Source organism: Romboutsia sp. (genome assembly GCF_035470145.1).
GTDB lineage: Bacteria > Bacillota > Clostridia > Peptostreptococcales > Peptostreptococcaceae > Romboutsia_D.
This window is the reverse complement of the sequence record NZ_DATIRC010000022.1, coordinates 1-19,636: the sequence shown is the minus strand read 5'-3', so window position 1 is coordinate 19,636 and position 19,636 is coordinate 1. Positions and strand designations below refer to the sequence as shown.

Sequence of the window (19,636 nt, the reverse complement as noted above, 5' to 3'; positions counted from 1 at the left end):
TACCTTCTCCAACTTCGAATCTTACGACTCTAACAACTTCTATTTCTTCTCCTACTTTTTTAGCAGTTTCAGCAACTAATTGCTTTATAGTTAAATCAGGGTTCTTAACGAAAGGTTGTTCTAATAAACAAACTTCTTTTAATTGTTTTTCTAATCTTCCTTTTATCATCTTCTCAACTATGTTAGCAGGCTTTCCTTCGTTTAAAGCTTGTTGAGTTAATATTTCTGTTTCGTGAGCTATGTATTCTTGGTCTACATCGTTTCTTGAAACGTACTTAGGATTCATAGCAGCTACTTGCATTGCTATATCTCTTCCCATAGCTATAACTTCTGCATCTCTTGCAGCAGTTTTCATTTCAACTAGTACACCTATTTTTCCACCACCGTGTATGTATCCAGCAACTTGTCCATCAGTAGTTACTTTAACGAATCTTCTTAAGTCTAACTTTTCTCCTATAGTAGCTATTCTGTTGTTTAATACTTCAGATAAAACTATTCCTTCAGCATGAGTTTCAGATAATAATCCAGCTACGTCTTCTTTGTCAGTAGCTAAAGCCATCTTAGCAGCATCCTTAACGAAAGTTTTGAAGTCTTCGTTTTTAGCAACGAAATCTGTTTCTGAGTTTACTTCTACTATTGAAGCAACTGTGTTATCTTCATTCATTTCTATAGAAACTAATCCTTCTGCAGCTACTCTATCAGCTTTCTTAGCAGCTTTTGATAAACCTTTTTCTCTTAATATATCTATAGCTCTTTCCATGTTTCCTTCAGCTTCTTGTAAAGCTTTTTTACAGTCCATCATTCCAGCGCCAGTACTTTCTCTTAACTCTTTAACCATTTGTGCAGTTATCGCCATTTAAGTTACCTCCTATATATTATTAATGGTAAGGGCTTAGACCCTTACCATTCAGTTGTTATTTTTTGATTATGCTTGCTCTTCAGTTGTTTCTTCTTCAGAAACTTGTCTACCTTCTATTATAGCAGTTGCCATAGCAGCAGTTATTAATTTAACAGCTCTTATAGCATCATCGTTACCTGGTATAGCGAAGTCTAATTCTTCTGGATCACAGTTAGTATCTACTATTCCGAATACAGGAATTCCTAATCTGTGAGCTTCTTGTATAGCTATGTTTTCTTTTCTTGGGTCAACTACGAACATAGCTCCTGGTAATTCAGGCATATCTTTCATACCGTTTAAGTATTTTTCTAATTTTTCTTTTTCAGCTCTTAATTTTATAACTTCTTTTTTAGGAAGAACGTTGAATACACCTTCAGCTTCCATTTTGTCTAATTCTCTTAATTTCTTTATTCTTGTTTGTATAGTTTTGTGGTTTGTTAACATTCCACCTAACCATCTTTCGTTAACGTAGAACATTCCACATCTTTCAGCTTCTTCTTTTATAGCATCTTGAGCTTGCTTCTTAGTTCCTACGAATAAAACTGGCTTTCCAGTTTCAGCTACTTCTTTCATAGCTCTGTAAGCTTCTTCAGCTTTCTTAACTGTTTTTTGTAAGTCTATTATATATATTCCGTTTCTTTCTGTGAATATATACTTAGCCATTTTAGGGTTCCATCTTCTTGTTTGATGTCCGAAGTGAACTCCAGCTTCTAATAATTGTTTCATTGATATTACTGACATTATATTTCCTCCTTGGTTTTATACCTCCGACATGATCAACTCCCAAAAAAACCGCTGTGGGCACCTTCCCAGGATCCCATTGTCGTGTGTGATTTATTTTTTATTTTTTCACCTTTAGTAGTATATCATATCTATTTTTAAATTACAATATTTTTTAAATCTTTTATTTTTATCTCTTTTTATCTAATTTATATACAATTTATATACAATTTATATATATCTAATCAGTAAATATCATTTTTATTTTATTTCTAAAAGATGCCCGATCTACATCGTTTGCACTAACTATATTTACACTTCCTAAAATTTCTCCATTATCTGTATAATATTTTATTACACCAAGTACGTCACCTTTTTTAACTGGGTAACTTATTTCTTTAAATGTAATTTGTGAATTTAAGTTTTCTTCTTTTCCAAGTATTGCGTAAAGTTCTTCGTCTGTTACAAGTTTAACTTCTAATTCTTTTATACCTTTTATATATTTTTTACCTATTAACCTATCTTTATCCATTACTTTACTTGTATAGAAGTTTTCTTTTCCATGTCTGAGCATACCTAAAGCTGCTGCTAACCTTTTGTTTTTATGATTTGCTCCTAAAGTCACTCCTATAAGTCTATGTTGCTTTTCATTCTTTTCATCTTTTTTTACTATCATAGAAAAAGATAAACAGTATCCAGCATTGCCTGTATATCCAGTCTTTATACCGTCTACATCAGGTAATATACCAAGCAATCTAGCATTTGTATTATGTTTTTGAAAGTTTCTATCAGGATATGAATAAATTTCCATATTCGTTATTGCTACTACTTCTTTTTCATAATTATCAAACATGTATTTACCTAATTTTACTATATCTCTTGCTGTTGATATATTTTCTTTAGGTGGTTTAGTTGGATTAGCTAAATCATATATAGGAAGCCCATGTGGATTAACAAAATGAGTGTTTACCATTCCAATTTCTTGGCATTTTTTATTCATTCTGTTTATAAATTTTTGTTCATCCCCTCCTATATGTTTTGCTATTGCTACTGCAGCATCGTTTCCTGATACTATCATAAGTCCCTTCATAAGCTCTATTAATGGTACTTTTTCGCCTTCTTTTAAATTGTAGCTTGATCCTCTAACCTTTGCTGTAGATTTATCTATAGTGATTATGTCGTCTTTTTGAACTTCATTATCTTCTATAGCCTCTATTGCAATTAAAAAGGTCATCATCTTACTTAAACTAGCTAATGGTCTTTTGGTATCTGGATCCTTTTCATATAGTACCCTTGAAGTATCTTGGTCTATAAGTATTGATGATTTTGAAAACTTATCTACATTCTTATTATCCTTAGCATATGTTAGGTGTGGAGTTAAAAATGCAAGGATGATACTTAATACTAGTAATTTTTTGGCTCCATTTTTCATTTTTTCACCTTCTTAGATTAGTAAGTTTGTTTAATTTGGATTAATAAGTATATATTAGTTTTTTCCTTTTTGACTTTATAATATATCAGTAATTATTTGCTAACTAATGTTAATACTATTATTAAGTACTTTAACTTATATTAATGTATAATAAATTGCATTTGTAAATTTATTAGTATTAATTTTCCTATTATGCTATTATTATAAGGTAAAATTTCACTTTTTTTGTGTTGTTTGCATAGTTTGATTAAATTATAGTTTTAAATGAAAGGTAAATGATTATGAATTTTAAAAATTTAGGAATTAATGAAGATATTATAAATGTTTTAAATAAAAATGGTATAAATAGCCCTACTCCTGTTCAAGAAGAAAGTATTCCTCTTGTAAAAAGCGGAAATGATGTTATAGCTCAAGCTCAAACTGGTACTGGTAAGACTTTAGCTTTTTTACTTCCTATATTAGAAAATATAGATCCATCTAAGGATTATGTACAAGCTTTAGTTATATCTCCTACTAGAGAGTTAGCTATACAAATTACTGAGGAAGCTAATAAACTTAAAGAAGGTAAGGATATTGGTGTTCTTGCAGCTTATGGTGGTAAGGACATTGGTTCTCAATTAAAAAAACTTAAGAAAAATATACATTTAATAATAGCTACTCCAGGTAGACTTATAGACCATCTTATGAGAAAGACCGTAGATCTTAGCAAATTAAAGACAATAGTTTTAGATGAAGCTGATGAGATGCTTTTTATGGGCTTTAAAAATGATATAGAGTCTATTATGACTTTTGTACCAAAGAAGCGTCAAATGTTATGCTTCTCTGCTACTATGGATTCTGCAGTTAAAAAATTAGCTTATAGATATATGAATGATCCTTGTGTTGTTACTATACAAAAGAAGGAAATTACTTTAGATAATATAGTTCAAGAGGTTGTAGAAACTACAGATAGACATAAACAAGAGGCGCTATGCAGTGTTTTAAATGAAGATAATCCATTTATGGCAATAATTTTCTGTAGAACTAAGGTAAGAGTTGATAAACTTGAAGAGGATCTTTACAAAAAAGGATTTAACTGTGCAAAGCTTCATAGTGATATAGCTCAATCTAAGCGCGAGAAAATCATGAAGTCTTTTAGAAATGCTGATATTCAGTATTTAATTGCTACTGATGTTGCTGCTCGTGGTTTAGATGTTAGTGGTGTTAGTCATATTTATAATTATGATATACCTGAAAGTGTTGAGTCTTATGTTCATCGTATAGGTAGATGTGGTAGAGCTGGTGAAAAGGGATATACTTGCTTATTTATAGATCCTAAAAATGAAAAAATGTTAGATGAAATAGAAAGTAATATAAATTTAAAAATAAAAAGAAGAACATTAGATGTATAAGTTGTGTATAATATAATTATCATTTATATTTATATATTTAGCATAAATCAAATAAAAAAATTAACTTCGCTCATTAAATCAACGTTCTAATTTTTTTCATAAATATATGTTACAAAAGGCCGTTGCGAGTGCTTGTAAATTTAAAGGAGGAGTATCTTTTTAGATGGATAGGTTGTTGGGTATTTTGTTAGTAGTGGCTATGACAATTTGTATGATTTCCTTTGATATATTTTGGTCTTCAAATCAATTGATATTTGTAGCTTTATCAGTTTTAGGAATCATTTCAAGTTTGCTTATGTTACTATTTAATAACAAAAAATATCTAGGTAAGTTTAAAAAGTAAAAGTCTATTTTGATACACAAAAGGGGGGGCATAGGTGCCCTCCTTATTTATGCCTGTTACTTCCCAAGAATTTGTATTTCTATAGTTCTTCTTCCCCAATCATAACATTGTGATCTTGTATTCATAAATATATCTATTTTATTACCTTTTATAGCTCCACCACAGTCATTAGCTACAAATACTTTATTAAAGTATGGTATATATATTTTTGTTCCATATGGTATTACCTTAGGATCAACTGCTATTGTTCCCCATACCGGTTTTTGTCCTGTTGATGTTGTACTGTATCCTGTGTATGCACTTGCTTCTACACTTATAGTTTTTTTATCTTGATTTGGAGAGTTATTGTTAATACCATTATTATTAGAATTATCTGAGTTGGAATTTGAATTTAAATCTTGACTTGTTTTTATATATTTACCACTTGCCCAACCTTCTTTATTATTAGACAACCTTACTTTGTGCCATCCTTGGCTACTGCTTAATATTTTTACTATTTTATTTTTACTTAAAGATCCTACAACTCCATATTTAGTTGATGGTCCACTTCTTACGTTTAGTTTATAAGTTGTTACTACACCTGCTTTATTTGTAGTATTACTTACCGTATTACTGTTATTGTTTAAATTTGATTCTTGACTTGTTTTTATATATTTACCACTTGTCCAACCTTCTTTATTGTTAGATAATCTTACTTTGTGCCACCCTTGGCTACTGCTTAATATTGTTACTTCTTTATTTTTACTTAAAGACCCTACAACGCTATATTTAGTTGATGGTCCGCTTCTTACGTTTAGTTTATAAGCTGTTACTATTCCTGTGTTATCAGCAAATATTTCAGTAGGTCCTAGTGTAAATATAACTGTACTAAGTAATGCACCTAGTAACATAGTTTTCTTTATCATAAAAGTCCCTCCATTTTCTCAATTTTAAATCTTTGTTACTTTTTTGTAACTTTCTATAATTATATAGTATACATTTGTTTTTGGTGTGTAAACACTTTTTTGTAATTTTATTACAAAAAGGTAACATTTTGAGAATTTTTCTAAAGGAATAGCATTTTATATTATAGTGTGAAACTTCGTTATAAAGAGGGTTTCAAGGTTTATTTTTTATAAATATTAATAGCATAATTTTTTTAAGTTTTAATAACATAAAAAACATATGATCTTTTATTTAAGGCCATATGTTTTTTGATTTATTATAAAGTTATATATTCGCCTGATACGTATCCATATCCTGCTTTATATTTTATCTTGTACCATCCATTTTTACTTTCAACGACCTCTACTTTTGTTCCTTTTAATAGTGATCCTATCTTTGAGTATGATGTACCATATCCACTTCTTACATTTAAGCTTGTAGCCGTTACTACACCTGTTTTTATTACTTCAGGTATTGTTGGTGGCTTTGACTGCGTACTATCTAAGTTTACATAATCTGCTGATACACATCCATATCCTGTTTTATACTTTATCTTATACCATCCGTTTTTACTTTCAACGACCTCTACTTTTGTTCCTTTTGATAGTGATCCTATCTTTGAGTATGATGTACCATATCCACTTCTTACATTTAAGCTTGTCGCATTTACTACACCTGTTTTTATTACTCCATCTACCGGTGGTTTTTCTTCCGGTATTGTTGGTGGTTTTGACTCAGTACCACCTAAGTCTATATAATCTGCTGATACACACCCATATCCTGTTTTATATTTTATCTTGTACCATCCATTTTTACTTTCAACGACCTCTACTTTTGTTCCTTTTGATAGTGATCCTATTCTTAAGTATGATGTACCATATCCACTTCTTACGTTTAAGCTTGTCGCCGTTACTACACCTGTTTTTATTACTCCACCTATTGGTGGTTTCTCTTGTGGATCAGTTGGCTTACCACTTAATATGATATTCTCTTTTAAATATGTTTCTACTCCATTTGCTATAGCAGATGCAAGTTTATCTTGATATACTGGATCTGCTAATTTTTCACTTTCTTCTTTATTAGATATAAATCCACTTTCAAATAATGAAGAAGGCATAGTAGTTTCTCTTAAAACTCCATAGTTAGATGGTTTTACACCTCTATCTTTTACACCGGTTTCTTGTATTGCATTATCCTGTATTTCATTACTATATGGCTTATATTGTGCTTTGTCTCTATGATAATATGTTTCTATTCCACTTACAGATTCGTTATCTACAGCATTTTGATGTATAGATATAAATACATCTGCTCCATAAGAATTTGCCATATTTGCTCTTTGTGTTAAAGATAAGTATACATCGGATGTCCTACTCATCTTTACTTCTATTCCTTTTTGTTTTAACTTACTTTCAACAATTTTAGCTACTTGTAAATTTAGTTCATCTTCTAAATATCCAAAACCACTTGCTCCATTATCATTTCCTCCATGACCTGGATCCACAAATACTTTGTAGTAATCCCTGTCTACTGTTGGTGTTTCTATTTCTGTTGCTATTGGTGCTACTGCTGCTGCCATCCTTGCACTAGCAATAAGTTTAATTTGACTACTTGATACATGAACTTCTATTATATGTACTTTTTCATTTATTTCTTTACTTAAAAATACAGTTCCCTCATTTATTGGGCGTACTATTCCATTTTCATCTATCTTAACAGTTTTATCATTTGACATTTCCCACCCTGGGTTTTTTGACAAATCTAGAGTTTCACCTTTTTTTATAGATACGCCATTTTCAACTATTATATCTTCTGGATTATATTTGTCAGCTATAGATGAAAATTCTAATTCTAAGCTATTTCCTGCATTTGATATACTTACATTTGATAGAACAGGTACTGTAGCTAACATACTACATGCTACTATATTTTTTGCAGCCTTATTAATTTTTCTTCCCAATAATTTCACCCCTCTATTTTCGATAAATATACAAAATATTATTTTATATGCATATATTATATATATTTGTAATTAATTTCCATTTTATTAATATATTATATCGTATTACCTTGTTTTAAGTCAATTAAGGTAAATTACTGCATTTTTCTATTTATTATAAGCTTCCTGTATATATTTAAATTTATATTGGGTTACATGTTCAAATAAAAAATAGCATCACCTCATTTGGCAATGCTATTTTTTGAAATTCTATTTTGTTATTAATTGTAATTCTACTGGTATAAATTCTTCAGTTTTTTCTCCATTTATTACTTTTATAGCAGTTTCTACTCCTAAAGATCCTATTAAATCTGGTTGTTGAGCTACAGTTGCTCCTAATTTACCTTCTTTAACAGCTTTTACAGCATCGTCAGTAGCATCAAATCCTACTATTAATACATCAGTCATTTTTTTATCTTGTAAAGCTTTTTGAGCTCCTAAAGCCATTTCATCATTTTGTGCAAATACAGCTTTTATATCACTATTTCCTTGTAATATATTCTCCATTACAGATAATCCTTTTGTTCTGTCAAAATCAGCAGTTTGCTTAGATACTAGATTTAATCCACTTCCCTTTATACCTTGTTCAAATCCTTGACCTCTATCTCTAGCTGCAGAAGATCCTGCTATTCCTTCAAGTTCTACTATGTTACCTTTTCCACCTAATTGTTCTACTACATATTCTCCTGCCATTTTTCCACCAGCTATATTATCTGAAGCTATGTGTGTTTCAACTTTACCACCATTAGCAGCTCTATCTAAAGTAATAACAGGTATAGATGAGCCATTTGCTATTTGAACTGATGCAGCTGCTGCATCTGAATCAACTGGGTTTAGTAATATTAAAGAAACACCTTTAGTAGTTATATCTTCCATATTAGATACTTCTTTTGCTGGATCGTTTTGAGAATCTAATACTACTAATTCATATCCTAATTCTTTTGCCTTAGCCTCAGCACCTTCTTTTAATGTAACAAAGAAAGGATTGTTTAAAGTAGATACAATTAATCCAATTTTTTTACTTCCTGCACCATCATTTGATGAACATCCTGTTAGTATTCCTAATGATAAAGTTAGTGCCATTAGCATTGAAATTATTTTTTTCATTTTTTTAATTTCTCCTTTTAATGTTTGTTTTTGATTAGTCATTTTTTCTATCTAAAAGTACAGCTATTAATATAACTATTCCCTTAGCTATCATTTGGAAATAAGATGATACGTTTAATAAGTTAAGAGCATTACTTAATATACCTATTATTAATGCACCTATTATTGTACCGCTTATCTTACCTTTACCACCTGCAAGTCTAGTTCCCCCAAGAACAACTGCTGCTATTGCATCTAATTCATATCCATTACCTGCATTTGGTTGTGCTGAGAATAATCTTGCAGTTACTATAATTCCTGCTACTGCTGCCAATATCCCACTCATTGTATATACAAATATTTTTATTTTATCAGTATTAAGTCCTGATAACTTAGTTGCTTCTTCATTTCCACCAAGTGCATAAGTATGTCTACCTATTTTAGTTTGGTGTAATATATAGTAACATACAGCAAATACTACTATCATTATTATAACTGGAGTAGGTAGACCAAACATTGATCCTCCACCTATCTTACCAAAAGCCATTGCTCCTTCACTAACTCCTATAGATATTGGTTTACCATCAGTAAATACTAATGTAGCACCTCTAAGAATTGTCATTGTTGCTAGTGTAGCTATGAATGGTTGTAACTTTCCTTTACTTATTATAATACCGTTTAATAAACCTACACCTGCTCCAATGATTAAAGTTAAAATTACTGTAACTATCATACTTTGACCAGATGCTAAACAACTTGCTGCTACAGCTCCACTGAATGCAAGTATTGATCCAACAGATAAATCTATACCTCCCGTTAAGATAACGAATGTCATACCTGCTGCTATAACTGCATTTATAGAAGTTTGTCTAAATACATTTAAAAGATTTGATATTGTAAAAAACGATGGGCTAAGTATTGCTACTACAATTACTAATCCTAAAAGCCCTACAAGTGATTTATATTCTATAAGTAAATCCTTGATATTTATATTTTTCGATTCTGCCTTACTCATTTTTATGCCTCCTTAGTACTGACTGCACTTTTTAATATTATTTCTTGACTTGCTTCTTGCCTATCAAATTCTCCTGTCAATTTCCCTTCACTAAGTACTAATATTCTATCACTCATTCCTAGTATTTCAGGCATCTCAGAAGATATCATAATTATTGCCTTACCTTCTTTTTTAAGTTCATTTATAAGATCATATATTTCCTTTTTAGCTCCTACATCTACTCCTCTTGTAGGTTCATCCAGTATTAAAACATCAGGGTTTGTCATAAGTGCTTTTGCTATTGCAACTTTTTGTTGATTTCCACCACTTAAATTCTTTATTATTTGGTTTTCGCTAGGAGTTTTTATATTCATCTTCTTTATATAGCTTTTAACTTCATTTAATTCTTTTTGTTTATTAACTTTAAATACAGATGAAACTTTATCAAGAGAAGATATACTCATATTTTCCTTTACAGATAAACCAAGTATTAACCCATCTCCCTTTCTATCCTCAGATACATATGCAATACCATTTTTAAGTCCATCTTTAGCAGATTTATTTTCAACTTTGTTTCCTTTTACATAAACTTCTCCACTTTGCTTTTTGAAGTATCCATATATAGTTTTGGCAAGTTCTGTTCTACCTGCTCCCATAAGTCCTGCTATACCTACTATTTCTCCGCCAGCTACATTAAAAGATATATCATTTACATATTCATTTTTTAAGTTTTTAACTTCTAGTGTTATATCTTTTTTATCTGCTTTTATTTTTGGGAATTGATCAGTTAACTTTCTTCCAACCATCATTTCTATCATTTTATCTTCATCTATGTTTTCTATTTTTTCATATCCAACATATTTACCATCTCTTATTACTGTTATAGATTCACATATTTCAAATATTTCTTTTAATCTATGTGATATATAAACTATAGACTTTCCTTCATTTTTAAGTTCTTTTATAACTTTAAATAAACTTTCCGTTTCTTTATCTGTTAACGCATCTGTTGGCTCATCCATTATTATTATTTGAGCATTTAAAGACAATGCCTTAGCTATTTCAACCATCTGTTGTTGACCTATACTTAAACTTCCTAATAATTCTTTAGAACTACTTTTTACATTTAATTTTTTTAAAAACTTGTCTGCATCTTCATGTAACTTAGTCCAATTTATTTTTCCAAAAGCTCCCTTTGGTTCTCTTCCTAAAAATATATTTTCACCTATAGTAAGGTCATGTATTAAGTTTAACTCTTGATGTATTATAGCGATTCCTTTTTCTTGAGCATCTTTTGGACCTTTTATATCTTCTAATTTACCTTTATAATAAATTTCTCCACCATCTTTTTTATAAACTCCACTTAGTATTTTCATAAGTGTAGATTTTCCCGCTCCATTTTCCCCCATTATGGCCATTACTGACCCTTCATATAACTCTAAATTTACTCCATCTAAAGCTTTAACCCCTGGAAACTCTTTTACTATATTTGTCATCTTTAGAATAGGTTTATTCATCTAAAATACCACTCCCGACTTTAGTATTATATTTGCGTATGGGCTACATTCGCCACTTCTTACTACTGCTTTACTTTCTTTTGTTAAGTTTTTGAATTCTTCGTGAGATACTTCGTTTATTTTTATATTTTCAAATCTTTTTGATATTTCTTTATACATTTCTACGTTCTTTTCTTTTATTTCACTTGCTATTATTATTTCTTCTACACATAACTCTTCTAGTATCGTGTCTAGGGTTTCTAAAAATGTTGGCACTCCGTATTTTAATGCTAAATCTATTCTATTTACATTTTCCGGTATTGGTAGACCACAATCTCCTATTGTTAAGCTATCTGTATGTCCCATTTTTGATATTGTGTATGATATTTCGCTGTTTATTAATTTTGTCTTTCTCATGCCGTTACCCCCTGAAGCTTTCTACTTCTTTTAATGTTGGTAGCGAGCTTTGTGCTCCTTCTTTCATAACACTTAGTGCTCCTACTTTTGATGCAAAGTCCATTGCCTGCTCTACATCTTTTCCATTTGCAAATGCTACAGCTAATGCGCCTGTGTAGCTATCTCCTGCTGCTGTTGTGTCTACCGCTTGTACTTTGTATACATCTTTGAATATACTTTTTTCTTTATTTATATATAAGCTTCCTTTTGAACCTAATGTTACTATAAGTTCTTTTACACCTTTTTCTATCATCTTTTGTGCAGCCTTTTGTATATCTTCTTCACACTTTACTTCTACACCACTTATTATTTCAAGTTCTGTTTCATTAGGTGTTAATAAATCAATATTTTGTATTAATTCATCTTCAAGTTTTACTGCTGGTGCTGGGTTTAATATTGTGTATTTCCCTAATTCTTTTGCTTTTTTTAGTGCATACTTTACAGTATCAATTGGTGTTTCAAGTTGTACCACTACTATGTCACTATTTATTATTGCTTCTATGTTTTTATCTATATCATCTTTTGTTAATTTGAAGTTTGCTCCTGGTGCTACCACTATACAGTTTTCCGCATTTTTATCTACTGTTATAAGTGCTACTCCACTTGGTCCTTCTTCTACTTTTATATAATCTGTATTTACATTGTCATTTTTAAGTGCATTTATTAAAGTTTGTCCAAATCCATCATTTCCAACTTTACCTATCATAGATACGTTTCCATTTAGTCTCGCCATTGCAACTGCTTGATTAGCACCTTTTCCGCCTGGTACTTCCTTGAAGTTTTGTCCGATTAAAGTTTGTCCGCCTTTAGGCATTGTGTGCACTTTTACTACTAAATCCATATTTAAACTGCCTATAACGCATATTTTTTTCAAAGTAATACCTCCTAATAAGTATAATCTATATCAATTGTTTTGTTTTATTATTAATTTTATTTTTTATAGAATATCATATTTATTTATTTAGTGCAACACATTTGTTTATTAAAATTCATATTTTTACATAAAAAAACACCTATTATAAATTTTTTTATAATAGGTGTTTTTTATTTACTTATTCAAAAACATAAAATAAAGCTTCTTTGTGCTTATCTACTCCATATTTTTTTATTTGATTTTGTAGTTTTTCTGACTTATAGTATTTTACTAATTTATCAGCTATTTCTTTTCTTTCTTCGTCTAAGTCAGATATTGTAACTATACTATAAACATTCTTTAAGCTTTCATCAGCTTGCTTTACTATCTCTAAGTCTAAATTATCTTTAGTTGCTAAATATGTACCTATATTAGTTAGTGTATATGCTCTCATTTCACTAGCCATTTGTAAAGTAGCTTCCATTCCTTTATCTACTTCATTGTAGTTTTCAAATTCATTTTCAACTCCACTATTTTCCCAGATAGATAATTCTTTTATATGAGTTCCAGATACATCTCCTCTAGATAAAAAATTTAAATTATTTTGTTTTATATATTTAAATACATCTTCAACATTCATTTGTTTTAAATTTTCATTGTGTTCTTCACCTTTTGGTCCTACTACTACAAAGTAGTCATACATTATTTCACTTCTATCTACTCCATACCCTTTTTCTATAAATTCTCCTTCTTTATCTTTAGCATTTATAAATAGTACATCTGCATCTTTTCTTTTTCCTAGTTCTAAAGATTCACCAGTTCCTTTTGCTACTACTTTTACATCTACATTATTTTCTTTTTCAAAATCTTTTAATGTATCTTCTAAGAATCCCGTATCTTCTAAATTAGTAGTTGTAGCTAATATTATTTCTTTTGATATTTCTACCTTGTTTTGCGTAGTTTCTTTTTTATATGTTGATGAACACGCTACCATAGATACACTAAGCATGCCTAGCATTAATAATTGAAAAAATTTCTTACTCATTTTTGCTCCCCTTAAATTATACTAACAATAATTCTTCAAAAAAACATTTTGCCATTTCCCTTGTAAAGTATATCATTGCATATTTTTTAGTACAATATAGTTTCATTTTCTATTTTGATATCTTTTTCCACTTTTTATATTAAATTCGTATAATTTTCGACATTTTACTTTGTTGCATTATATTTATATTTTATTATTTATTTAAATCCAATGTAAAATTTTGTTTTTTTATATATATAAATAAAACCGCACACATTTTTGTGTACGGTTTTATTTATATCATACTTAATAACATAAAAAATACTAAACTAATCATTGCAACTGCTAATATTTTTTTATTTTTTCTAAATACAACTTTTTTAGTTTTTATTGTTCCTATTTCATTTTTCATATTCTCTTCTATATAGGCTTTTTCATACATAACTAAGCTTAAATCTATTATTATATCTTGTGTATTAGTGTATTTTTCAGTTCTATTTAAAAGTTTTTTTATAATATTTATAAGTTTATCATTCCCATTAATAGCTTTTAACTCTCTCCAATTAACACCTTTATCAATGTTTTTAAGCATTTGTGATTCATTTTCACATTGATTAAAAGGTAGCTTTTTAAATATAGCTTCAAATAATATAAGTCCTAATGCAAAAAAATCACTTTCTAAGTCAGTATAGTTTATGCATAATTGATGCGGAGATAAATATTTTATTTGCCCACATGCTCTTATATTTACTCCATGATTTGCTTTTGCAGTTCCAAAATTACAAATTTTCACGTTATGCCATTTATCTACCATTATATTACTTGGGTTTAAGTCTCCATGATACATATTATGTTCGTGTACTATTTCTAAAGCTTTTACTATTTGAGTAGCTATGCTTACTATAGCTTCTAAGTGTAGATAGTTTCCACGTATTACATCTTCTAAAGCTATTCCTTCGTAATATTCACTTACCATGTAATAAAGTGTAGTTAACTCTGTACAGTGTATTCCCACATCTATAGTTTTTAATATATATGGTGAATCTATTTGATGTAACATTGTTCCTTCATCTATTAAGTTTGATATAAAATTTTCACATATGTTAGGGTTTTCTTCTATTATTTTTATTAATACTTTTTTATTATCATAAGCATCTCTTGCTTTATATATTTTGTTTAGCTCTATATTGTCCTCGTTGTTTAATAATTCATATCTATTGCCTATAAAATTCAATTACAAACTCCCCACTTCCAGCCTTTATTAAAACACCATATGTCTATAATTGTACCAATTTTTGTATATTTTTTCTATATTTTTAATATTTTGTTTTTTAGAGTATTTTTTTGCAATTTAAAAACTGTACATATTTTATATGTACGGTTTTTGATGAGTTTACTTTAGTTTTATTTTTATTCATTATTTGATACTTGTTGTTTATTTTTAGCCATTGCTTTTATCATTGTTTTATATAATATATTCCCGAATAAGTCTTTTAATTTTCCTATTTTTATATCTGGATGATAACTGTATTTATATAACTCACTTTCTATCCAATAATCATAATCTGGACATCCTTTTTCATACATTTTTATAGACATACTTCTCCAAGCATTGTAATATGCTATATTTTTAAAAGTTGGAACTTTATATGTTGAGTTTTTAATGCTATTTATAAATTTATTTACTTCATCATCTACTTTTTTCTTATCTTTTTCTAATATACCATCTCTATATTTAAGCGGTAATTTGTATACAGTTGTTATCCCCCAAAAGTTTAATACTTCTTCTAAGTAATTTGCTATTTTCTTTTCGCTTACTCCTGCTGTTGTTGTTATTATAAATGCTTTTTTGGTAAAATATTTGGGTCTATGGAAGTTGTAAGACATGTGATCTATGAAGTTTTTTAGTATTCCTGATATTTGTAGTGAATATACTGGAGATGTTATTATTATTGCATCACAATCTTCTATCCTTTGTGTAATATTTTGCATTGTTTCAAAGTGAGGACATTTTTCTTCACCTTTTAAAATACAATTAAAACATCCTATGCATGTTCCTAGTTTTACTTTGCTTAGTTCTAATATATCGTATTCTACATCTATTTTTTTATCTATTTTTTCTTTAACTAAATTTAATACATCCCAAGTATTGCCTCTTCTAGGACTTCCGTGAATTATCAATATTTTCATTTATATCCCCCCTTTGTTATTATAACTGATTATACTGTTATATAGGTATACGAATATATCCAGATTCGTGTTTATAATCTTTAATTAATAATTTCTATATAGTCTGTATAATAATTTTTTCCTGGTATAGAATTAGTTATAATTTCTATTAAATAATAATTGTCTTCTAATTCTTCATAGTCTTTTACAAAATAATTTCCTATAAGATCATTAAACTCGCTATAAGTTAATTTTTTTTTATTTAAGAAGTTATTAAGTATATCAAATTCTTCTTTCATGTTAATTGTTTTCACATCCTTAATTTATTAATTTTATTAGTTTTTCCTTATATTTTAAATTTATTAGCAAAGCTAATTTATAATAATATACTCAATTTTCCAAATTATAAACTTTTTATATCATATATATCAACCAAATAAATCATTTTAACCTTACAAACTTCATTTATAGACATTTTTCATTTATTTTTTTGATTTTTATATAAATTTACTGTTGAATTATTTTAAAAGGAATTTTAATTTTAAAGGCCAATTTACTATATATAGTCTTATGAAGGAGAGTGGTAATTTGAAGTTTAAAAAGCTTTTGCTTGCTTTAAATATATTCCTAATACTTATTTTTACAGGATGTACAGATACTAATACTGACTCTCAAACTTATAATTCTGATATAGTTATAAAAGGCCTTTCTTTAAAAATTTCACTAATTCAAACGGCTTATGAAATATATAATACCAATATAGGAAATCCAAGTTATTTTAATGAAAGCTTATACAAAGAAACTTCAAAAGAAGCTCATTCACATTATAAATGGCTTAAGAATACCTATTCTAACATGGATGATGAAATGAGAAATTGCCTTGAAAATATATTTACATCTAAAGATACTTGGGAATATACAAACGCCGTTATAAATTTAAATGATGATGCTTCTATTGATGAAATATTAAATACATTAAATTCTGATAAATATCTAAATTTATCTAATTTTTTAAAGAAAGATGTGGACAAGTTTTTTACTTATTTTTATGATGAGCATTTTAAGTCTTATCTAAAAAAAAATGAAGATAAATATACTGAAAAAGCTATTGATTTAAATCAAAAACTATCTGACAATGATGTTGATGTAATGAATTTTGTAGAAACTTCTTCAGGTATTAAATTAAAGCAGGATTATAAATCTGTAATGTATTATAATTTAAATCCCTTTGAGTCTCAATCTTTTGAATATAACAATATAATGGTATCTACAATAAATTCAAATACAACTGCAATAGATATCGTCAGTATACCTTTTTATAAATACTCTCGTCATTTATTTGATACTTTTACTAATAGTGATGAATTTTTAGATATTTGTAATCAATTAAAATCTGATAAAAAGCTTATGTCTATGTATAATGATTTTGCAAAAGATTCTTATACTTTTAATGATTGGTGTGCTGAAAATTTAATTTCTGGTTTTTCAAAATTTCTAGACTATAAATATTACGGCAGTACTTATGAGAATGCTAGTTATGTATATGATTTAGATTTTTACAATTATTTAAAAAAAACTGGTTTTAATCCTAGTAAAATTTCTTTAAAAGATATTAGTATCGACTTTTATAAAAATATAATAAATTTATAAAAAAATCTTGCTATCAAAAGTTTTTGTATTATATACCCCTTAATACATTAATTTAATATAATATCCCCCTAGTGTTTTCACTAGGGGGATATCTATTTGAGCAACGGACCTGATTCTCAAGGTCGTTGGCGACATGAGCGGAGCGAATTTTATTTAAATCCAATTACTGCAGCTCCTAAAGCTCCCACTATTTGAGTATCTTGTGCGATAAATAAATTTTTACCTAAAGATTCTTCAACCATACTAACAAGAACCTTACTTTTAGCAAGTCCTCCAGTGAATGCAATTTCATCTACAATTTCACCACGATTTAGCATAGCCGTTGATTTATTTGCAATAGATTTTAAAATTCCTGATGCTATTTTTTCTTTGCTAACATTTTTTGCAAGTAAGCTAACTATTTCACTTTCAGCAAAAACTGTGCACATAGAAGATATATTAACTGGCTCACTGTCTTTTGCTAGATTATCAATACCTTCTATATCACTTCCTAAAATATTTGAAGTTATTTCTAGAAATCTTCCTGTTCCAGCCGCACATTTATCATTCATTATAAAATTAGATATATTTCCATCATTATCTAAATTTATCACTTTACTATCTTGTCCACCTACATCAAGAATAGTTCTGATGTTTTTATTTAAAAAATGTATTCCTTTTGTATGGCATGTAATTTCCGTAACTTTTTTATTTACAAAGTCCATACTAATTCTACCATAACCTGTTCCTACTATTTTTTTTATTTTGCTTTTATCTATGTCTTCACTTAAAATTTCATAAACTTGTTTTGAAGTAGTCTTTGGACTCCAACCTGTTGGTATTATTATTTTTTTTACTATTTTTTCTCCATCAAATAATACTCCCTTAGTTGCCACAGATCCCGAATCAATGCCTATACTATACATATATCCTCCTATTTTACGCATACTCCATCTTCAATCATTTCTATAAATGCTTCAAATCTAGTTCTTAATTGCTCTGTATCAGATTTAGAGTAATCAGTTTCTATTGCCATGTATGGTATATTCTTTTTATTATTCATAAATTCCTTTATTCTATAGCTTTCAACATTAAATGTATGACAAGCTTGAAGCACAACATCTATAACTCCATCTACTTGATATTCATCTACTAATCTATCTAACATTTCAACTCTATTGTCATTGTGCATCATACAAGAACATCCTATGCTTATGTATTTCTGTGTTAATGCATCATATACATCTTCATTTTCTTCATCAACTAGTAAATCATTATTTCTTATAGCTCCACAAAGTTCATAAGCTACTATTGATGCTCCACTATCTTCTATTGTTTTTATTATTTTTTCACTTATTCCACCTATTGGAGATCCTGTTATAAGTATTCTTGGTTTATCTTTATCTACTGGACAATTTCCTTCTTCGTATCTTTGTTTCATAGAATCTATAAGTTTTCTTAATTCTGCTTTAAGTTCATTTCTATCAAATTTAAATCCTGATTGATATAATACTTGATGAAGTTCCATACCTGTTAAAGCCGATGGTTTTAATTTAGCAAGTTCATAGTATTCCTTTAATAATCGTCTTTCTTCATTTTTATCTTTAATAGCTTCTTTTATATCTTCTTCGCTAATAGTTACACCTAAAGCTTTTTCTGTTTCTTCTTTTAATATTTTCATTTCTTCTTTCCAAAGTTTATATGTATACTCTCCCCTTTGCATATTAGGTAAGTGCATTACATGAGTTGGCTTAACTTTACCTAATTCCTCATACATTTTTTTCTTACCATCGCAAGTAGTTTCTCCTATTAACATATCTGAGAAATAAAAATACGGACAAGTATCTGTTATAGCATGTCCATAACTTGATTTTATAAGTGGACAAAGGTTTCTTGGAAGTACTTTTTCAGCCTCTGGAATTGGCTCTTCACTTACTCCACAAACTCCAACTGTAACAGCTCCCGCTGCCATTGGTATCTCTACTGGTGTATATGTACAAAATACTCCAACCATCTTTTTACCACTTTCTTTAAGTTCTTTAGCTTTTATAAAACCCGTTCTTCTTGCCTCATTAAAACTTTCAAATTTATCTGGTAAATTCATCATATAATTGCCCCCTTTTAATATTTTCTTCCTTATAATTAAAATTTTATCATTTTTCACAGCATTGTGTTAATGTTTATATCTATAATCTTTATTGCTACTATAGATATAATTTATA

General features: G+C 28.7%; 19 protein-coding genes. 3 read left to right on the top strand and 16 right to left on the bottom strand.

All coding sequences use genetic code 11. The features are described 5' to 3' along the window. The 3 genes from tsf to VLM92_RS01115 all read right to left on the bottom strand — a co-directional run. Positions 1-856: translation elongation factor Ts (gene tsf, locus VLM92_RS01125; protein ID WP_325274514.1), on the bottom strand; the 856-nt coding region annotated here is incomplete at its 3' end. Positions 857-925: 69 nt separating this feature from the next. Next, the gene (gene rpsB, locus VLM92_RS01120) at positions 926-1,639 is read right to left on the bottom strand and encodes a 30S ribosomal protein S2 (protein ID WP_325274513.1); all 714 of its coding nucleotides are present in this window, start codon (positions 1,637-1,639) and stop codon (positions 926-928) included. Positions 1,640-1,859: 220 nt separating this feature from the next. Then, positions 1,860-3,050, bottom strand: coding sequence for a D-alanyl-D-alanine carboxypeptidase family protein (locus VLM92_RS01115; protein ID WP_325274512.1), 1,191 nt, complete (start codon positions 3,048-3,050; stop codon positions 1,860-1,862). Between the two features lie 281 nt (positions 3,051-3,331). Here VLM92_RS01115 and VLM92_RS01110 point away from each other — a divergent pair, with 281 nt between their 5' ends. Next, on the top strand, positions 3,332-4,441 hold the full coding sequence (locus VLM92_RS01110; RefSeq protein WP_325274511.1) for a DEAD/DEAH box helicase: 1,110 nt from the start codon (positions 3,332-3,334) through the stop codon (positions 4,439-4,441). Positions 4,442-4,604: 163 nt separating this feature from the next. Then, complete coding sequence (locus VLM92_RS01105) at positions 4,605-4,784, top strand: hypothetical protein (protein WP_325274510.1); 180 nt, start codon at positions 4,605-4,607, stop codon at positions 4,782-4,784. A 56-nt stretch (positions 4,785-4,840) separates the two neighbouring features. Here VLM92_RS01105 and VLM92_RS01100 read toward each other — a convergent pair whose 3' ends face one another. From VLM92_RS01100 to VLM92_RS01050, 11 genes are all read right to left on the bottom strand, one after another. Further along, positions 4,841-5,689 carry an SH3 domain-containing protein gene (locus VLM92_RS01100; protein WP_325274509.1) on the bottom strand — a complete coding sequence of 283 codons (849 nt, stop codon included), beginning with the start codon at positions 5,687-5,689 and terminating at the stop codon, positions 4,841-4,843. Positions 5,690-5,985: 296 nt separating this feature from the next. Beyond that, on the bottom strand, positions 5,986-7,668 hold the full coding sequence (locus VLM92_RS01095; protein ID WP_325274508.1) for an N-acetylmuramoyl-L-alanine amidase: 1,683 nt from the start codon (positions 7,666-7,668) through the stop codon (positions 5,986-5,988). A 249-nt stretch (positions 7,669-7,917) separates the two neighbouring features. Further along, positions 7,918-8,814: a ribose ABC transporter substrate-binding protein RbsB gene (gene rbsB / locus VLM92_RS01090; protein WP_331681650.1), complete on the bottom strand. Its 897-nt coding sequence runs from the start codon at positions 8,812-8,814 to the stop codon at positions 7,918-7,920. A gap of 34 nt (positions 8,815-8,848) precedes the next feature. Continuing rightward, positions 8,849-9,808: a ribose ABC transporter permease gene (rbsC, locus tag VLM92_RS01085; protein WP_325274507.1), complete on the bottom strand. Its 960-nt coding sequence runs from the start codon at positions 9,806-9,808 to the stop codon at positions 8,849-8,851. A gap of 2 nt (positions 9,809-9,810) precedes the next feature. Further along, positions 9,811-11,304: a ribose ABC transporter ATP-binding protein RbsA gene (rbsA, locus tag VLM92_RS01080; protein WP_325274506.1), complete on the bottom strand. Its 1,494-nt coding sequence runs from the start codon at positions 11,302-11,304 to the stop codon at positions 9,811-9,813. Continuing rightward, complete coding sequence (gene rbsD, locus VLM92_RS01075) at positions 11,305-11,700, bottom strand: D-ribose pyranase (RefSeq protein ID WP_325274505.1); 396 nt, start codon at positions 11,698-11,700, stop codon at positions 11,305-11,307. It abuts the gene before it with no gap. 4 nt (positions 11,701-11,704) lie between these two features. After that, positions 11,705-12,613 carry a ribokinase gene (rbsK, locus tag VLM92_RS01070; protein ID WP_325274504.1) on the bottom strand — a complete coding sequence of 303 codons (909 nt, stop codon included), beginning with the start codon at positions 12,611-12,613 and terminating at the stop codon, positions 11,705-11,707. 178 nt (positions 12,614-12,791) lie between these two features. Then, the gene (locus VLM92_RS01065; protein ID WP_325274503.1) at positions 12,792-13,637 is read right to left on the bottom strand and encodes a substrate-binding domain-containing protein; all 846 of its coding nucleotides are present in this window, start codon (positions 13,635-13,637) and stop codon (positions 12,792-12,794) included. Between the two features lie 274 nt (positions 13,638-13,911). Beyond that, positions 13,912-14,850, bottom strand: coding sequence for a serine/threonine-protein kinase (locus tag VLM92_RS01060; protein WP_325274502.1), 939 nt, complete (start codon positions 14,848-14,850; stop codon positions 13,912-13,914). A 176-nt stretch (positions 14,851-15,026) separates the two neighbouring features. Beyond that, the gene (locus VLM92_RS01055) at positions 15,027-15,806 is read right to left on the bottom strand and encodes an NAD(P)H-dependent oxidoreductase (RefSeq protein WP_325274501.1); all 780 of its coding nucleotides are present in this window, start codon (positions 15,804-15,806) and stop codon (positions 15,027-15,029) included. Positions 15,807-15,886: 80 nt separating this feature from the next. Then, positions 15,887-16,084 carry a hypothetical protein gene (locus tag VLM92_RS01050; protein ID WP_325274500.1) on the bottom strand — a complete coding sequence of 66 codons (198 nt, stop codon included), beginning with the start codon at positions 16,082-16,084 and terminating at the stop codon, positions 15,887-15,889. 289 nt (positions 16,085-16,373) lie between these two features. Between VLM92_RS01050 and VLM92_RS01045 the strand changes: the two genes are divergently transcribed. Next, on the top strand, positions 16,374-17,435 hold the full coding sequence (locus VLM92_RS01045; protein WP_325274499.1) for a hypothetical protein: 1,062 nt from the start codon (positions 16,374-16,376) through the stop codon (positions 17,433-17,435). A gap of 149 nt (positions 17,436-17,584) precedes the next feature. Here the strand turns inward: VLM92_RS01045 and VLM92_RS01040 are convergent, their stop codons facing one another. Together VLM92_RS01040 and VLM92_RS01035 are read right to left on the bottom strand one after the other, a co-directional pair. Next, entirely contained in the window at positions 17,585-18,340 is a 756-nt protein-coding gene (locus tag VLM92_RS01040) for an acyl-CoA dehydratase activase (protein WP_325274498.1), read from the bottom strand. Positions 18,341-18,348: 8 nt separating this feature from the next. Next, positions 18,349-19,521: a double-cubane-cluster-containing anaerobic reductase gene (locus VLM92_RS01035; RefSeq protein WP_325274497.1), complete on the bottom strand. Its 1,173-nt coding sequence runs from the start codon at positions 19,519-19,521 to the stop codon at positions 18,349-18,351. Positions 19,522-19,636 lie beyond the last annotated feature (115 nt).